Source organism: Streptomyces sp. NPDC101194 (assembly GCF_044767885.1).
Taxonomy (GTDB): Bacteria; Actinomycetota; Actinomycetes; order Streptomycetales; family Streptomycetaceae; genus Streptomyces.
The window spans coordinates 69,401-84,122 of record NZ_JBIWOS010000017.1; the positions used below are offsets into that span (position 1 = coordinate 69,401).

Consider the following 14,722-nt stretch of genomic DNA (forward strand, 5'->3'; position numbering starts at 1 on the left):
CGCGGCCCACCCCAGACACCGCACCTCACACGAACCAAGAGACACCGGTGAACCGCACAGCCTCCCGACCCTCGCCCACCCCGCCCGCGCCGGTTCTCGCCGCCCAGCTCAGGACCGCACTGGAGGACAACGCCGTGCCCGGACGGGCCGAAGGCGAGAAGGCCTACCTCAAGAGCCCGCTAGAACACATCGGCGTTCCACTGCCCGCCATGCGGACCGTGGTCCGCAACTTCCTGCACCGACACCCCGGGCTCGACCGGGACACCCTGCTGGAACTCAGCCAGAAGCTGTGGACCCCACCGGTCCACGAATCCCGCTCGTGCGCCGCTCTGCTCCTGCAGAGCAGCACCGACCTACTCGAACCCCAGGACACCGCCTACCTGGAGCAACTGCTGCGCGAGAGCCAAACCTGGGCGCACGTCGACCTGATCGCCCCCAAGGTCGCAGGAACCCTGCTGCTGCGGCTACCGCAGACCGCCGACGACTACCTGCGGTGGAGCCGCGACGAGCACCAGTGGGTACGCCGCGGCGGAATCCTCTCCTACCTGCCAGCACTGCGCGACCCGGGCGAATTCCCCCACTACTTCCCGGGATTCTCCGAGCTCGCCGCCCCACTGCTCACCGACTCCCGCTTCTTCGTGCGCAAGGCACTCGGCTGGACGCTGCGCGAGGGCGCCAAACACCACCCACAACAGATCACCGACTGGCTGCTCCAGCGACTGCCCAAGGTATCCGGCCTCACCCTGCGCGAGGCAACCCGATCCATCGACGACCACACCCGCCGCAACCTGCTGCACACCCACGCCGAACTCAACCCACGCCGACGCTCCTGACCACCCCGAATGCTGCTTCCCAGCGTCGGGTTCTACCGCCTGCCATCCCTTCCGGCCGTACCTCGGCTGCCCCCCCTGCCAGGCCTGTGTCGCCCGCCCTCTACTCGGCTCCGCGCAGTGCGGCGGACGGGCGCTGGCGCGGGGCGATGCGTGTGGTGGAGACGCCGGTGGCAAGGGTGAGGATGCCCGCGCCGCCCAGGATGAGGGCGAGCGTGGCGCCGTCGAGGCGCCGGCGCGACGACCCGGTCAGGGCCTGGCTGAACACCGACGGAACGACCCCCGCGACCAGTGATCCGACCAGGAGCGCGGCCAGCACGATCACCGCGTTCTCCAGGCCCATCATGCGGACGACCTGTCTGCGGGTAGCGCCCACGAGACGCAACAGGGCGAACTCGCCGGAGCATTACATCGTGGTCATCACCAGGGTGTTCACGACGGAGATCGAGGTGAAGACGGTCACCACCGCGAGGAGGAGATAGGTGGCGGCCATGGAGGCGTTCTGGCAGCGCAGGGCTTCGGCCCGGTAGGCGTCGCGGTCGAGCACCTGCCAGGACGGCTCGGCCCGGTGCAACGTCGCGAGGCTGCCGGTCAACAGCCGCTCCCGGCCGGGCTGGGCGCGTACGTACACGGCGTCCAGGAGCAGCGACCGGCCGACCAGGTGCCCGGATCCAAGACGCTGGGGCAGCACGACGTCGCCGAAGCCGCGGGCGCGGCTGTACACGGCGGCGACCCTGACCTTCACCACCCGCTCGTCCTCCAGGGCGAGGCACACCTCGGCGCCCGCCCGGACGTGGGCGCGCCGGGGCAGGTCCTCGCTCAACGCGACGTCCCGCGCCCCCAGTCGACCGATCCGGCCCTGGACGACGCCCAGATCGAGGACTTCGTCCAGCGGTCCGTCCGAGACGGCCTGCGCGATGCCGTCAGAGCCCAACTGCCCGCACCGCGAGCCCGAGGCAGGTGCGGGCCACGCCCACCCGAGCCCTCGCCGACCACAAACGCTGGAAGCAACTCACCCGCTGGACACACCGACGAGACCGGCTGCCCGCCACCTACCAGGCCATCGCCGGCCTCGTCTCCGACCGCGCTGCGGCCATCTGAACAACGGCCCTCTCCAGGCCAACACGACCCACCCGCTGTCACGCACCAACTCGTAAGTGATGGCCGGTTCCGGCGCCTGCGTGCTCGCTCACGTGCGCGCTCTCTGGCTTCAGTACGTACTGCCCGGTGACCGGCGGCCGCCAGCACAAGACTTGGCTCGTCCATCATAACACGGCCAGCAACCGGGCCAGGGTCACTACATCCTCGTGCTCGACTGCGTGATGAGCGGGTGTCCAGTAGTCACTCACCGAAGCATTCGACAACCCCCGCAGCCTGTCTGCCAGCGGCTATCCCCGCAGTCAGACACCAATTGAGATGACGTCTTACCTAGTGGCGGCTGAGATAGGTGAGGACTGCGAGGACGCGGCGGTGGCCGCTGTCGGCCGGCGAGAGGCCGAGCTTGGCGAAGATGTTGCCGATGTGCTTGTGGACGGCGTTCTCGGTGATGACGAGCCGGGCCGCGATCGTGGCGTTGTCCTTTCCTTCGGCCATCAGGGCGAGAACTTCGCGTTCGCGTGGCGTGAGGGCGGCAATCGGGTCGTGGGCGTGACGGGTGAGGAGCTGCTCGATCACCTCGGGGTCCATGACGGTACCGCCGGCGGCGACCCGCCGCAGCGCGTCGATGAACTCGCTCACCCGGCTCACCCGGTCCTTGAGAAGGTAGCCGACGCCGCCGCGTCCATCGGAGATCAGCTCGCCGGCGTACTGCTGCTCGACGTATTGGGAGAGGACGAGCACGGGCAGGCCGGGATGCTCGCGGCGGGCGTGGATGGCGGCGTGGATGCCCTCGTCGCGGAAGGTTGGCGGTAGCCGTACGTCAACGATGGTGACGTCTGGTCGGTGTTCGGTGACGGCAGCGACGAAGCCGGGGGCGTCCTGGGTGATCGCGGCGACGTGAAAGCCCTTGGCGGTCAGCAGGAGTTCCAGCCCATTGGACAGCAGGACGTTGTCCTCGGCAATCACGACCCGCATGCCAGCCTCACAGTGATCGTGGTCGGGCCGCCGACGGGGCTGTGGATGTGGAAGGTGCCGTCGAGCGCCAGGACACGGTGGCGGATTCCGGCGATGCCGGTACCCAGCGTCTCGTCGGCGCCGCCGACTCCGTCGTCGGTGACCTCGATCGACAGCCGGTCACCGTCGCGTGCGACGCGAACGGTGGTCCGGGTGGCCTGGCTGTGCTTGGCAGCGTTGGTGAGCGCCTCGGCGACCGTGAAGTACGCCACGGCCTCGACTGCGGCGGGGATCGTGCCGAGGCCGCCGATATCGAGGGTGGTGTCGATCGCCGATCGGGTCCCCAGCGCGGTCAGCGCCCCGGCGAGGCCGCGATCGGCGAGGATCGGCGGGTAGATCGTCCGGATCACCGCACGGAGCTCCGTCATGGCCTCCTCGGTACTCTCATGCGCTTCCGCCAAGAGTCTGGCCACCATCTGGGGGTCCTCGCTCAGCGACTCACGGGCCACGCCCAGCCGCATCGCGATGGACACCAGCCGGGCCTGGGTGCCGTCGTGCAGGTCACGTTCGATCCGGCGGAGTTCCGCGCCGTGCGCGTTCATGGCGCCGACCCGCGTCTCGGTCAGCGTCTCCACACGCTGCGCCAACTTCTCGGCGGCCGAGGGGGACAGCAACGCAGCACAGATCCGGGCGTGTAGGCGCGCCAGCAGTGGAACCAGCCAGTAGGTCAGGGCCGCGAAGATGACGATTTGTGCGGTTCCCAGGGTCAACGCCGTGCCCCACCCGGACAATGGAACACCGACGGCGAAGCCGCCCGCGCGGGTGCCGGCGGGCAACGCCCACCACAAGGGCACCGTGATGGCCGTGGCCACCGCGTTACCTGCGCACAGCACCACGAGGAGCCCGAACGCCAAACTGCTCACGATGGATGTGCATAGCCACCCGAGAACACGCCACGTACCGACATGGACGGGACCGGAAAACGGAGAACGCAGCAGCCGGTCTGCGCGGCGACGATGCCAGGACGCCCAGGCGCGAGCCATCATCGGGACGATGAGTATGGGCAGCGCGAACAGGGCGACCGCAGCGGTGAACAGGCTTCCGAGTAGATAACCCAGGCCGCGCCACATCGCCGAAAGCCGACTGGCTCCATGGTGGTTCATTCGCACAAGACTGAGCCATGGCGACCGAGCCTGGCACTACAGCCAGCTACCCCTTTTTCCCACGGGTGAGCTGTATCGTCTGCACACCTGAGCCAGACCTAGTGTCAACGCCCATGATGAGTTCACCGATTCGTTCAGGGCGGCGGCGCGGCCGATCCATGCGATGGAACCTGGCCCTGGCCGCCGTCGTGGCCGGAATACTTTCCACCAGTTGTACGTCCGGCGCGAGCGCCGCCAAACAGCACGACGACCAGGCCCGGCTCCAGCACGACGCCGAGGCCCAGCTCCGGCGGGACGCCGACGCGATCACCGCACTCGGCGTGACGGGAGTGCAGGCCCGCCTGGCCACCCCTGACGGCCGAAACCTCACCGCCACCAGCGGCGTCGCCAACCTGACGGCCCGGCGACCGGTCCCCTCGAACGGCTACTTCCGGATAGCCAGCGTCACCAAGGCGTTCGTGGCCACCGTGATCCTGCAACTCGCCGGCGACGGCAAACTCTCCCTGGACGACACGGTCGAGCGATGGTTGCCCAGCGTGGTGTCCGGAAACGGCAATGACGGCCGCGCGATCACCATCCGCCAACTGCTCCAGCACACCAGCGGCCTCCACGACGACTACCCCGACTACACCTCGGCGAAGAACTTCTACCAGCACCGATACGACACCTACACCCCCGAGCAGACCGTCGGCCGAGCGATGCGCCACCGGCCGGACTTCCAGCCCGGCAAGGACTGGAATTACTCCAACACCGGCTACGTCCTGCTCAGCATGATCATCCAGCGGGTCACCGGGCACCCCTGGCATCAGGAGGTACAGGATCGGATCGTCCGGCCGCTCGGCCTCAAGCACACCTTCGGGCCGGGTACTTCACCCAAGCTGCCCCAGCCACACGCCGAGACCTACCAAAGGTTCAAGCCCGGCGAACCGCCCGTGAACGTCACCGAGCAGGTCGGCCCGGGCACCAATGGAGAGGCCGGACTCGTCTCCACCACCGCAGATATCAACCGATTCTTCCGCGCCCTGCTCGGCGGTCGACTCCTGCCCCCGGCGCAGCTGACGCAGATGAAACAGACCATCCCAGTCAGCAAGGAGTTCGAGCAGCTCATGCCCGGCGTCCGTGATGGGCTGGGGTTCTTCTCGCGCCCGCTGTCGTGCGGCGGCACGTACTGGGGCCACGAGGGCGGCGATTCCGGGTGGATCACCGCCGACGGTGTCACCGCCGACGGCCGGCGTAGCGTCACGGTCTCATTGTCGGGCGTGTTCGCCCAATCGGCGAACGACGTCCTGCACGTGGAACAGGCCGAAAGCAAGCTGGTCGACAACGCCCTGTGCTTGACTTCGAACGCCGACCATCAGCGGCGCTGAGGTCCTCCGCACGGAGCGGGTACGGGACATCTGCACGACGCACGGCCCTGAATCAGGAAGGCCGGGCGGCGACGGCGGCGTCCGCACTCCCGCAGCGGATCGGACGTCATCTTGACTACATCACCTGGGTTGGCTGAGATGCTGATGCGTTCTTGCGTTCCAGCAGCGTGACCGCGACGCCGGGCGCGATCTGGCGCTCGCCGACAGGTATGAATCCGCGCCGACGATAGAGCTCGACCGCGGGCAGGTTGGCGGTTCCGGTTGAGACGACGGTCAGTTCCGCGGACTCGATCGAGTCCAGAGCGTCGAGCAGTGCTGTTGCAACGCCGCGGCGATGCGCGACGGGATGGACCACGAGGCGGCAGATGTCCAGAGCCCCGTTCCGCAAGCGGGTCCAGGCGACCGCTCCGACAAGTCTCAACTCGTCGTGAACCCCGAGGAAGGACTCGTCACATGCGCGCAACTGTTCAAGGGACTCGTGCAGGGGCGGGATGCCGTCGAAGCCAATGAGCCGGGCTTCGACCGCGTAGGAGCCCCGCTGAAGGTCCCACAGATGACGCAGGGTGTCGGGATCGGACAGGTCGAGCCGGACCGGTTCAGCAAAGGGCCGGTGGGATTCGGTGGCGGCGTGGCGTTGGCCGGTCATGCTGTGATTCTTTCAGAGCGCTCGACCAGGAAGCCGTTCTCGAACCGGGCGCCCGAACGGACCAGGGGCACCAGGTGGGCTCCGGTGATCGCGCGCCAACGTTCCTGGGCGGACTCGACGAGCTTGAACACCATCGCGAGGGCTGCGGCCGGGCTGCCGGCGCCGCGGTTGACCTTGGCGCGGAGCTTGACCGTGGAGAACGTCGACTCGATCGGGTTCGTGGTCCGTAGGTGGATCCAGTGCTCGGCCGGAAAGTCGTAGAACGCCAGCAGCTCCTCCCGGTCGTCGGTGACCTTCGCGACGGCCTTGGGCCACTTCGCTCCGTAGGTCTTCGCCAACGCCTCGATCGCCAAGCGCTGTCTGCCCCGTTCGTGTCAGGATGCGTGGCATGTCTGCTCGTGCACTGAGCTTTGGCGCAATCGCGGAAGCCTACGAAAGGTTCCGGCCGGAGTATCCCAAGGAGCTCTTCGACTTGGTGATGACGTATGCGGGCCAGCCAGTTCGGACGGCCCTGGAGATCGGTGCAGGGACAGGCAAAGCAACCCGCCTGTTCGCTGACCACGGGGTCGCGGTCACGGCGACGGAGCCCGATGCTGCCATGCTCGCCGAGCTGAACAAGGCCGTGCCCGCGAACGTGGCGACCGTGCGGGCCGCGTTCGAGGACCTGCGGCTAGGTGAAACCTATGGGTTGGTCTATGCGGCTGCAGCCCTGCACTGGACACGCCCGGAGGGTCGGTGGTCAAGAGTGGCCGCGCTACTGGAGCCAGAGGGCATGTTCGCCTCATTCGGTGGTCAGGTTCAGCTGGCTGACCCAGCTGTTGCGGAGTCTGTGCGTACGGCGCGGGCGCCGTTCCTGGAAAGCGACGAGGTTCCATCTCCCGACGGGACTGCTTCTGATGAGGAAATGCAGTGGCCGGGCACGGAGCTGCAACGGTCTCCGTTGTTCCTCGACGTTCAGCAGGCCGTCGTCAAGCGGCGCTTGACGATGAACGCTCCTGACTACATCGGCTACTTGTCGACCGTCTCGGCGTATCTCCAACTGCCGCAATCGAGGCGACAGCAGGCATACGATGCGATCACGCGGGTCCTGCCCGAGACGATCGAGATCGCCGCCGACATCATCGTCCATCTCGCGCGTAGGCGATCCGGGTAGGGGCGACACTCCACCCTGGGGAGCCACGGCGAGCCTCGCGCGAGGGTCTGCGCCGAGACGACCATGTACGCCGCCTTCTCATGCCCGGCGCCTACCGTGGTCACCCGATACTGAGACTCTCGTTCGAGCGGCACCGCTCAAGATCGGAACAACAACAGCCACTCAGCGTGTCTTTCAGCTGCAGTCTCAGGAACGTGTCATTTCCTCAGATCAGAGATTGACGAGCATGAGGACTTCGTCGCGATCGTCGCCGGACCTGAAGCGGAGGGCTCCTGGCCAGCGCCCGATCTCCTTCCAGCCGAGGTTTCCGTAGAAGGTCTCCAGCCCCTCTCCAGCGCGTGCAGCCAGGTGCAGTTGCTCAATGGCCATGTCCTCACGCGCGATGCGATGAGCTTCCTTCACCAAGGCGCCGCCGATCCCCTGCCCGCGTCTGCTGGTGTGGGTTTGAACGTGATGCAGTGTTCCCCAGTGGGCGATGAGGGCGTAGGTATCGCGGCGAATGTTGAGCCAGCCCACCAGTTCGTCATTGTCGAGGGCCATCAGGAGGCGGCTGGTTCGGGGGGCGAGGCTTTCGAGGATGGTCTCAAGGGCCGGGGTGGCATCCCGTTCGTCGATGGGAGGGAACGGGAAGCCGGCAGCGCCGCCGGCGTTGGAGACATCGATCCAGCAGTTGAGGAGGGCCTGGCGCCGGTCCTGGTCGATGTCCTGCGCGGTGGTCGCCTGTGCGAAGCGGAGCGAGTCGGAATGCATGCAGGGAGGGTCTCAGTAACCACTGACAACGGATGGCTCCGTTACTTCCGGTGCTTCTTGACCGCACCAGCAACACTTTGAGGTACGGCAGCGACCTGCGAATTTCAGCTCAGTGTCGGATCCGGCTTAGATCCGACATCGACCGTGAGATTCCGACACGAAATTTGAGACCCTACAGCTGGTGTAGGTTCTCAGCCTCGATGTCATGTGATCGACTGCACGACGTGCGCCTTCGGCCCGTTCTCAATCGGATGACATGAATCCGGATTCTCAGTTGCGTGACACATCCTCTCGGCTGCGGTGCTTCCTCATCAGGCGGCCGAGAGGCGCTCGCAGGGCGGGCGAGGTCAGTTCCAGGTCACGGTTGTCGCGGCCGTCGAGCATGTGGTCGAGCCAGCGTTCGTACCAGGCCAGGAAGTCGGTGGCCGACGAGACGTTGGGGCCCCAGAAGCCGTCGACGTTGCCGGTGACGACACGGCCGGCCAGTGGACCGGTGATACCGAGAAGCACCAGGTCGGTGCACCCTGCCTCGATGATGTGCAGGAAAAGGTCGCTTCGGTGAGGCGGGCCGCCGGCGAACGTGAAACCCCGAGGGCGGCTGGGCTCGCCTCGGGGGTCCATCGTGAACAGCCGACATGACTGCAGCGGCATCAGGCCGTAGAAAGGCGATGCTCCGCCCCCGCCCAGCGTGGTCAGGAAGCTGCGGTAGGGATCGGGCAATTCGATGTGGTGGTCGGCCTCGAACTCGGCGACCTTCGCATCCGGCAACGGGGGTTCAAGGCGGAACCCGTGCTTCTCTTCACCGAAGGAGTGGCTTCGCAGTGCGGCGTAGGGCACCTTGGCCAGCTTGCGTCGGATGCGGGCGATCCGGGAGTCCATGCGAACTCTTCTCTCTGTCCTCCCGCAAACTACCTGCTCACTGGCCGGGGTGTCACCAGTGTGATCATCTGCCCGCAAGCCAGTTGTGCCCGGCGTCGCGCGCCGGGATCCTCCCCAGGTGACCAGCACGAGCACGGAACTGCGCTCCGAGGCCAGATGGGACGGCCCTTACTATCGCGTCCGAACCGATGGCTTCGAGGCTTTCTTCCTCCCGAACCCTGAGGAGGCACTCGACAAGGTCTGCAACGTCGATGCTGAGGTTCGCCTCCCCGACGGCTCTCGCTGGAGTGCGACGATCTTCACAGTCGCCGAGGTCAGCCGGTTGACGAAGAGGTGGGAGGAGACAGGAGAAGCGGCAGGCGGTCGGTGCTTCTGGTGCTCGGACGGGCTGATCGTTCGAGATCCCGGCATCCGGAAGATGGTGACGGTGATCGCCGAGCTGCTTGCGTCGGGGGGGTTGATGGGGCCTTCCGCAGTCTTAACGACTCGGCGTGAGCGTCCGTTGCCGTTGAGGATTTCCCTGAGCCTGTACCCGATCTTGGACCCGATGCTGTGGTCACCGTCGCCCCAGAAGGCTGACACGTCCGGGTGCGGAAGGACATCGAGGAGGTCGACCAGGTGAGCGAGATCGGGGTCGTCGTCAAGGGTGATGGTGCCGTGCACGGCTCTGCCTCCAGTGGACGATTCGCGAGCGCCCTGGACAGGGCCGCTGCCGTAGATCATCAGGTCCCTCGCACGACGACACGCCACTCGCCGAGAAGACTGCCTTGTTCCCAGCAAGCAATGGCTGAGAACAGGGCCCCGTTCGGGAGACATCGATGGGCGGCGAGGGGGCGGTCAAGCGCCCTGAAGGGGCTCTTGCTCGCGTCGGGACAGGCCCGCCCGCTCGCCGCATCGCATTTGTAGGATCTCGCCGCTCATGTCCTAGGACACCGCCCTGATCAGCGGGTTTCGGAGTTGTCTCGGGCCGTGTCCAGGCGCTTGTGTCTCAGTTCCGTGGCATCTCTTCAGCAGCGCCTGATGGCGGCGACGATGAGGTCAGCGAGGGCGTCCGCGTAGTGGTGGGCATCGGCCTCGGGATGCTCATGGAGGTAGGTGACCATCGTGTCGATGGCACCCTGGTAGGTGATCGACATGACCCGGGTGTCGAAGTCGCGGAGGCTACCCTCTTCCTGACCGCGACGGAACAGGGCTTCCTGGCCTTGGTAGGTCTCTTCGTAGTCGGTGAGGCCGAGACGTAGGGTCCCATTGGCCTCACGCAGGTTGGTGCTGATCTGTCGCATCGCGGTCAGCTCGGCTTGGTGCGTCGCGCTCAGGCGGGCCACACGGCGAATCGCCGCGCGGATGACCTCGGGAACCGGATCGGTCAGGACGAGAGAGTCGGCAATGGTCTGCCTGAGGGTCGCCAGAGTCGTCCTGGCGACTGTTTCCATCAGGCGATCCTTGTCTGTGAAGTAGTGCGAGACCAGGCCTTTGGAAACATCCGCCTGCTCGGCGATCCGGGCCAGGGAGGCACCCTCGTAGCCGAGTTCGGCAACCACCGCGATCGTGGCCTTGATGATCTGTGTCCGACGCACCTCCTCGCTGAGGCGCTGGCGATTACTCCGACGTGGTCGAGGCTCTCCGTGGGGTGTGTTCACACCAATATTCCTAGCTAGCGCGTTTGTGAGAGACACCAGTCAGCGGCCTGCCGAACGACGGACCAGGATAAGCAGTACCGACATCCACAGGGCGATCGCCACCATCTCGACCCGCATCCACCCCGGGAAGACACCCGGCAGGGCGGCTTCCACCAGGTTCACGACAAGCATCGCCGTGGCAATGATGCCGAGTGCCCGGACTGCCCTCGTGCTGCCTGATCGGGCGGACCGGAGTCGCACCAGAAGGAGGATTGCGAAGAACATGACGAGCAGGGCGTGCCCCCACGCTTCATCGGTCGCCTGTTCCGGGGCCGTGGACGCCATGACCGCCAGCGCCACGACCGTTCCGACCATGGCGGCGACGTAGACCCCGACCAGCACACTGACGGCACCGAGCTGATGAGGTGCGTGAATCCCATCACTATTGACCATGCGGCCAATATTATTGACCGGCCGGTCAATGTCAACCTGGGGTCATCCATCCTTCGGGGCCGACCTCGAAGTAGAACCAGATGTCTTCCTCATCCCAGTAGCAGCGCAAGCTTGTCGTCATCCGCTCATGATGGCGAAGGCGATTGACGGCGGTCGTGGGCTCGGAGGGCCACGTTGTGACTTGCTCCGCCACGGGGGCGGACAGGGATGTTGTGGGCGTGGGCCCAGCGGGCCAGATTCGCGGTGCTCATGCCGGTTTCGCGGGCGAGGTCTGGCAAAGTTCGCCGACGGTGGACGTACTGCTCGATGAGCCAGTCCCGTTCGACGACGCCACGGTGTCTGTAGTTTTGGGGGCCCTTCCTGAGCGGGATTCCATACTCCTTGGCGAGATCGGTCAGCAGTCTGCGGGAGAAGCCGGTGAGGGTGGCGATCTGCTGGAGCGAGCGGTGTTCGTCAAGGTAGAACTGGGTGAAGCGCTCTGCCGGGATGTCTTGCCGGGCTTGCTGCCGGACGCGGCCGGTGGCTCTGGCGGCGTTCTTCGTCAGCGGGAGCGCGGGGGCTGGGTGTTCGTCGAGGACATGCCGGATGGCCTCGACGGTCGTGCCCAGGGCCTGGGCGGCGTACTGAACGGGGTGCCGGCGCTCTCGTACGAGCTGGTTGCAGGTGGAGTAGGGCGATGTGCGCCGGGTCAGGTCCGGGTAGGGAGAGTCCGGCCAGCAAGGTGGTGGGAGGCTGCCAAGCCACGGGCTCGTCGTGGATGTGGGGAGAGGTCAGGAAGCCGAGGGCTTCCTGCTGGAGAGCGTGTGCGAGTTCCGGCGCGGTGAACCGCGCTGATGCCGCCCGGAACTCTGTGCTGTCGAGCCCACCCAGGTCGTCGGCTGGCTGCGGACGATGCGTTCGCGTCGGCCGGTTCCCGGCGGTGTTCCGGTGCAGCGGCAGATCTCCAGCCAGCGGTCGCGGGGAAGCAGACCGGTGTAGTCCAGGCGCCGGCCGTGGTGGATGGGGATGTCATCGGCGTCGAGATGGTCGGCGAGCCGGTCCAGGACGGTGACGATGTCCGGCCATTGCGGAAGGTCGTCGAGTTCCTGGAGGAGGCGTGAGATCTCGAGCCGTCACTGACCTCGTCGACCAGCCTGGCGGCGTGGTCCAAGGGGGTGCGGCTGTTGGGGATCAGCAGCAAGGCGGCCAGAACGGGGGCCAGGGTCCGTGCATGGATTCCTTCAGGCGGTGTGAGCCGGACTGTCCAGGACGGCCAGAACATCGTGGGGATCTTCCTGGCTCGCTGCTCGATGCCCTCTGGGAAGAGATCAAGACGCACGGCTACACCGGCGGCTACGGCGCCGTCCGCACCTACCTCCAGCCGTTCCGCACATCCCCGATCGCACCTGCAGCCCGCCCGCCGTCCCCACGCACGGTCACCGGCTGGATCCTGACTCACCCCGACACCCTGCCGGAGAGCGAGCGCCTGAAGCTCAAATCCGTCCTTGCCGGCTCCCCCGAACTGGATGCCCTCACCAGGCATGTCCGCGCGTTCGGGAAGATGCTCGCCCAGCTCCAGGGCGACCAGCTCCCACCATGAATCAAGGCGGTCCGCGCTGACGACCTGCCCAGCCTCCACACCCTCGTCAACGGCCTCGAACGCGATCTCGCCGCCGTCACCGCTGGCCTAACACTGCCGTGGAGCTCCGGCATCGTCGAAGGCCACATCAACCGGATCAAAATGATCAAGCGCCAGATGTACGGCCGGGCCAGCTTCGGCCTCCTGCGGAAACGAGTACTGCTGGCATCCTGACGGGACAGTCACGAGCTCTGCTGGAGTCGTTCCGCAGCCTGAGCAGGGGTGTCGTAGTAGCCAGGCCGTGCCAGCAAGACCGAGCTGAAGTAGTAGCCCTGCTCTTCCTCCGGCTCATCATCGGCTGCGAACGGACGCCAGAAGCTCAGCAGCAAGTCCGGGGCGATGAATGAAGCATCGTCGTCAGGGTCTTCCTCGATCGAGGTCACCTCACCGACGCGCCGGACAACCTCGCGGGCCGGAAGCGCGAACACGTCCACACCCTGGAACCACACTCGATCCGTCTGGGACGACGGCCTTCCCAGCTCGACGGCTTCAAGCATGTCGCGCACGCAGTGGATGCTAATCATCAGTCCACTGGGACGGAAGATGTGCTGACCCGGCCGGTCGGACTCCGAGATCGCAGAGAGATCGCGGAGCGAGTCCAGCGCTGTGTTGGCCGCGTGCCGAGTCATACCGATCCGCAACGGGCCAACGTTAGTCGGCGGGGCGAGGTCGAGGTCCATGTGGGCATGATCCCAAACAGATCTGTCAACGAGTCACGAAGGGCCATCCAGTCCGGCAGGTTACAGAGCGTGAGAGTTCCACAGAAGTTGGACCAGAACCTGAGATTTGACACCACTTGGGTGCTTGCGGTGGGGCCATCGGAGTGCTTTGCGTGATGAAGGGGCGCCGATGCCACCGAAGTCCAAGGTCGAGCCGCCGCCCAGGACTCGGCCGGGAACTGACCTGTCCGCCATTGCCCACGCCCGCTCAGCGTCATCCGGCACTGACCTCCGGTGACCAGGATGATCGCGTTGCCTGGCTGGACGTACGGTGACGAGCCGTTCGAGGCGCCAGCGTCTCAGGTATGCCGAGACCAGAAGACGGCGAACGTGACGTAGGTGATGGCGGCGGTGGCCACGAACCAGAAGTACGGATCGCCGCTTCGTCCGGATGCCAGCTCACCGATGAAGGCGCTGAGATTCCCCACGGTTAGCACCACGCCCGTGCCGGCCCAGGCTCGTCCTGCGATCCGGGCGAAGCGCTCGTCGGGTTCCTTCTCGGTGAGGCCCTGATAGGTCTCGCTCCGGCGCCCCAGCAGCACTAAGGCGAGACTGCAGACCGCCAGGATCCCGAACGTCACCAGGCCGAGAGCGAGGCGGCCTCCGAACGTCGCGGCCACGAGGCAGGCGCCTCCGAGAACGAGGAAGAAGCCGGGGACGGACCACCTGGCTGTGCTACTGGTCATCTGCTGGGCCCTCATCGGCATGAAACATCTCCTCAACGCTGACCTCGAAGAACTTGGCCATGGACAGGGCGAGCGGCAGGGAAGGTGTGTACCGCTCGGTCTCGATGGCGTTGATCGTCTGCCGGGAGACCCCGAGGGCCGTGCCCAGTTGGCCCTGGGAGAGCCCTCGTGACGACCTCAGTTCCCTGACGCTGTTTCGCACGTGTAAAGCTTACTTGTCACCCCTCGGTGGATGTCAAGCTTGCTTTACAGGAAGGGCAGGGCTCGCAACAGCGCCTCGCGCAGCGAGTTCACAGTGCTGACGGCCAGCCCGGTATGGAAGGCCCGGTTCTCGTATAACTGCCGTAGCCCGACAAGTATCGCTAAGCAACCATCGCTTGACGGCCCGCCTCAGGGCAGCCCCGGGAGGCAAAACAGCCAGCCGGGGCCAGCCCTGAGGACCGGTCACTTTCGCCAGAACAGATGGTGCGTCACCCCGCTCGGGCTGGGAATGACCTCCAGGTGGAACCGGTCGAGCAGCTCATCGGGGGACTCCCAGAGTCGTACTCCGGATCCGAGCTTCAGCGGCGAGACCGCCACGTGCAGGGTGTCGACGAGGTCGGCGTCGAGGAACTGCCGGATGGTGGTAGCCCCACCGCCGAGTCGGACGTCCTTGCCCTGCGCCGCCTCCCGCTGGGGGCTTCGCCGTGCACCCTGAATCTCTGCGAGCCGTCCGCCGACGACCCAACTGCTTTACTCTCTCGGATCACAACTAACAGTCGTAGTTGGGAGTTTGGGTGTCTTCTGC

19 protein-coding genes and 2 pseudogenes are annotated in these 14,722 nt (G+C 66.1%); 7 read left to right on the top strand and 14 right to left on the bottom strand.

Going from position 1 to position 14,722, the window contains the following annotated elements; all coding sequences use genetic code 11:
• Positions 1-47: 47 nt before the first annotated feature.
• Positions 48-833 (top strand): DNA alkylation repair protein, encoded by a 786-nt coding sequence (locus ACIRP2_RS37375; RefSeq protein WP_404258231.1) that lies wholly within the window; start codon positions 48-50, stop codon positions 831-833.
• 100 nt (positions 834-933) lie between these two features.
• On the opposite strand, the gene ACIRP2_RS37380 is transcribed toward ACIRP2_RS37375, so the two are convergent.
• Positions 934-1,218: an FtsX-like permease family protein gene (locus tag ACIRP2_RS37380; RefSeq protein WP_404258266.1), complete on the bottom strand. Its 285-nt coding sequence runs from the start codon at positions 1,216-1,218 to the stop codon at positions 934-936.
• 18 nt (positions 1,219-1,236) lie between these two features.
• A complete protein-coding gene (locus tag ACIRP2_RS37385) occupies positions 1,237-1,764 on the bottom strand; it encodes a hypothetical protein (RefSeq protein ID WP_404258232.1) in 528 nt (175 codons plus the stop codon).
• A 26-nt stretch (positions 1,765-1,790) separates the two neighbouring features.
• Here ACIRP2_RS37385 and ACIRP2_RS37390 point away from each other — a divergent pair, with 26 nt between their 5' ends.
• On the top strand, positions 1,791-1,931 hold the full coding sequence (locus ACIRP2_RS37390) for a hypothetical protein (RefSeq protein ID WP_404258233.1): 141 nt from the start codon (positions 1,791-1,793) through the stop codon (positions 1,929-1,931).
• A gap of 327 nt (positions 1,932-2,258) precedes the next feature.
• Here ACIRP2_RS37390 and ACIRP2_RS37395 read toward each other — a convergent pair whose 3' ends face one another.
• Complete coding sequence (locus tag ACIRP2_RS37395) at positions 2,259-2,903, bottom strand: LuxR C-terminal-related transcriptional regulator (protein ID WP_404258234.1); 645 nt, start codon at positions 2,901-2,903, stop codon at positions 2,259-2,261.
• Complete coding sequence (locus ACIRP2_RS37400) at positions 2,891-4,012, bottom strand: histidine kinase (protein ID WP_404258235.1); 1,122 nt, start codon at positions 4,010-4,012, stop codon at positions 2,891-2,893. Before ACIRP2_RS37400 ends, ACIRP2_RS37395 begins: the two co-directional genes overlap by 13 nt.
• A gap of 191 nt (positions 4,013-4,203) precedes the next feature.
• On the opposite strand from ACIRP2_RS37400, the gene ACIRP2_RS37405 reads away from it, so the two are divergent.
• On the top strand, positions 4,204-5,412 hold the full coding sequence (locus ACIRP2_RS37405) for a serine hydrolase domain-containing protein (protein ID WP_404258236.1): 1,209 nt from the start codon (positions 4,204-4,206) through the stop codon (positions 5,410-5,412).
• A 115-nt stretch (positions 5,413-5,527) separates the two neighbouring features.
• Here ACIRP2_RS37405 and ACIRP2_RS37410 read toward each other — a convergent pair whose 3' ends face one another.
• Together ACIRP2_RS37410 and ACIRP2_RS37415 are read right to left on the bottom strand one after the other, a co-directional pair.
• Complete coding sequence (locus ACIRP2_RS37410) at positions 5,528-6,058, bottom strand: GNAT family N-acetyltransferase (protein WP_404258237.1); 531 nt, start codon at positions 6,056-6,058, stop codon at positions 5,528-5,530.
• A pseudogene (locus ACIRP2_RS37415) lies at positions 6,055-6,408 on the bottom strand (transposase); the annotation flags it as partial. The gene ACIRP2_RS37410 and the pseudogene ACIRP2_RS37415, both read right to left, overlap by 4 nt.
• A 38-nt stretch (positions 6,409-6,446) precedes the next feature.
• On the opposite strand from ACIRP2_RS37415, the gene ACIRP2_RS37420 reads away from it, so the two are divergent.
• Positions 6,447-7,211, top strand: coding sequence for a class I SAM-dependent methyltransferase (locus tag ACIRP2_RS37420; protein WP_404258238.1), 765 nt, complete (start codon positions 6,447-6,449; stop codon positions 7,209-7,211).
• 210 nt (positions 7,212-7,421) lie between these two features.
• On the opposite strand, the gene ACIRP2_RS37425 is transcribed toward ACIRP2_RS37420, so the two are convergent.
• A complete protein-coding gene (locus tag ACIRP2_RS37425; protein WP_404258239.1) occupies positions 7,422-7,961 on the bottom strand; it encodes a GNAT family N-acetyltransferase in 540 nt (179 codons plus the stop codon).
• A gap of 270 nt (positions 7,962-8,231) precedes the next feature.
• Positions 8,232-8,840: an SMI1/KNR4 family protein gene (locus ACIRP2_RS37430; protein ID WP_404258240.1), complete on the bottom strand. Its 609-nt coding sequence runs from the start codon at positions 8,838-8,840 to the stop codon at positions 8,232-8,234.
• A 118-nt stretch (positions 8,841-8,958) separates the two neighbouring features.
• Here ACIRP2_RS37430 and ACIRP2_RS37435 point away from each other — a divergent pair, with 118 nt between their 5' ends.
• Positions 8,959-9,462, top strand: a complete 504-nt coding sequence (locus ACIRP2_RS37435) for a hypothetical protein (RefSeq protein ID WP_404258241.1) — start codon at positions 8,959-8,961, stop codon at positions 9,460-9,462.
• A 385-nt stretch (positions 9,463-9,847) separates the two neighbouring features.
• Here the strand turns inward: ACIRP2_RS37435 and ACIRP2_RS37440 are convergent, their stop codons facing one another.
• Complete coding sequence (locus ACIRP2_RS37440) at positions 9,848-10,417, bottom strand: TetR family transcriptional regulator (protein ID WP_404258242.1); 570 nt, start codon at positions 10,415-10,417, stop codon at positions 9,848-9,850.
• Between the two features lie 102 nt (positions 10,418-10,519).
• Complete coding sequence (locus tag ACIRP2_RS37445) at positions 10,520-10,912, bottom strand: hypothetical protein (RefSeq protein WP_404258243.1); 393 nt, start codon at positions 10,910-10,912, stop codon at positions 10,520-10,522.
• 1,210 nt (positions 10,913-12,122) lie between these two features.
• Between ACIRP2_RS37445 and ACIRP2_RS37450 the strand changes: the two genes are divergently transcribed.
• Both ACIRP2_RS37450 and ACIRP2_RS37455 read left to right on the top strand, forming a co-directional pair.
• The gene (locus ACIRP2_RS37450; protein WP_404258244.1) at positions 12,123-12,491 is read left to right on the top strand and encodes a hypothetical protein; all 369 of its coding nucleotides are present in this window, start codon (positions 12,123-12,125) and stop codon (positions 12,489-12,491) included.
• Entirely contained in the window at positions 12,492-12,704 is a 213-nt protein-coding gene (locus tag ACIRP2_RS37455) for a transposase (RefSeq protein ID WP_404258267.1), read from the top strand. It begins immediately after the preceding gene.
• Between the two features lie 8 nt (positions 12,705-12,712).
• Here ACIRP2_RS37455 and ACIRP2_RS37460 read toward each other — a convergent pair whose 3' ends face one another.
• The 4 genes and pseudogenes from ACIRP2_RS37460 to ACIRP2_RS37475 all read right to left on the bottom strand — a co-directional run.
• Positions 12,713-13,210, bottom strand: coding sequence for a hypothetical protein (locus ACIRP2_RS37460; protein WP_404258245.1), 498 nt, complete (start codon positions 13,208-13,210; stop codon positions 12,713-12,715).
• A gap of 338 nt (positions 13,211-13,548) precedes the next feature.
• Positions 13,549-13,935 carry a hypothetical protein gene (locus ACIRP2_RS37465; protein WP_404258246.1) on the bottom strand — a complete coding sequence of 129 codons (387 nt, stop codon included), beginning with the start codon at positions 13,933-13,935 and terminating at the stop codon, positions 13,549-13,551.
• Positions 13,925-14,137 carry a helix-turn-helix transcriptional regulator gene (locus ACIRP2_RS37470; RefSeq protein ID WP_361293292.1) on the bottom strand — a complete coding sequence of 71 codons (213 nt, stop codon included), beginning with the start codon at positions 14,135-14,137 and terminating at the stop codon, positions 13,925-13,927. The genes ACIRP2_RS37465 and ACIRP2_RS37470 overlap by 11 nt, the downstream gene beginning before the upstream one ends.
• Before the next feature lie 242 nt (positions 14,138-14,379).
• Positions 14,380-14,607, bottom strand: a pseudogene (locus ACIRP2_RS37475) (dihydrofolate reductase family protein); the annotation flags it as partial.
• Positions 14,608-14,722: the final 115 nt, after the last annotated feature.

What these genes read in the sequence shown, in the direction of transcription:
- ACIRP2_RS37395 (WP_404258234.1), bottom strand. Translation starts at nt 2,903, where the DNA reads ATGCGGGTCGTGATTGCCGAGGACAACGTCCTGCTGTCCAATGGGCTG.
- ACIRP2_RS37400 (WP_404258235.1), bottom strand. Translation starts at nt 4,012, where the DNA reads ATGTGGCGCGGCCTGGGTTATCTACTCGGAAGCCTGTTCACCGCTGCG.
- ACIRP2_RS37405 (WP_404258236.1), top strand. Translation starts at nt 4,204, where the DNA reads ATGCGATGGAACCTGGCCCTGGCCGCCGTCGTGGCCGGAATACTTTCC.
- ACIRP2_RS37410 (WP_404258237.1), bottom strand. Translation starts at nt 6,058, where the DNA reads ATGACCGGCCAACGCCACGCCGCCACCGAATCCCACCGGCCCTTTGCT.
- ACIRP2_RS37420 (WP_404258238.1), top strand. Translation starts at nt 6,447, where the DNA reads ATGTCTGCTCGTGCACTGAGCTTTGGCGCAATCGCGGAAGCCTACGAA.
- ACIRP2_RS37425 (WP_404258239.1), bottom strand. Translation starts at nt 7,961, where the DNA reads ATGCATTCCGACTCGCTCCGCTTCGCACAGGCGACCACCGCGCAGGAC.
- ACIRP2_RS37430 (WP_404258240.1), bottom strand. Translation starts at nt 8,840, where the DNA reads ATGGACTCCCGGATCGCCCGCATCCGACGCAAGCTGGCCAAGGTGCCC.
- ACIRP2_RS37445 (WP_404258243.1), bottom strand. Translation starts at nt 10,912, where the DNA reads ATGGTCAATAGTGATGGGATTCACGCACCTCATCAGCTCGGTGCCGTC.
- ACIRP2_RS37450 (WP_404258244.1), top strand. Translation starts at nt 12,123, where the DNA reads ATGGATTCCTTCAGGCGGTGTGAGCCGGACTGTCCAGGACGGCCAGAA.
- ACIRP2_RS37460 (WP_404258245.1), bottom strand. Translation starts at nt 13,210, where the DNA reads ATGGACCTCGACCTCGCCCCGCCGACTAACGTTGGCCCGTTGCGGATC.
- ACIRP2_RS37465 (WP_404258246.1), bottom strand. Translation starts at nt 13,935, where the DNA reads ATGACCAGTAGCACAGCCAGGTGGTCCGTCCCCGGCTTCTTCCTCGTT.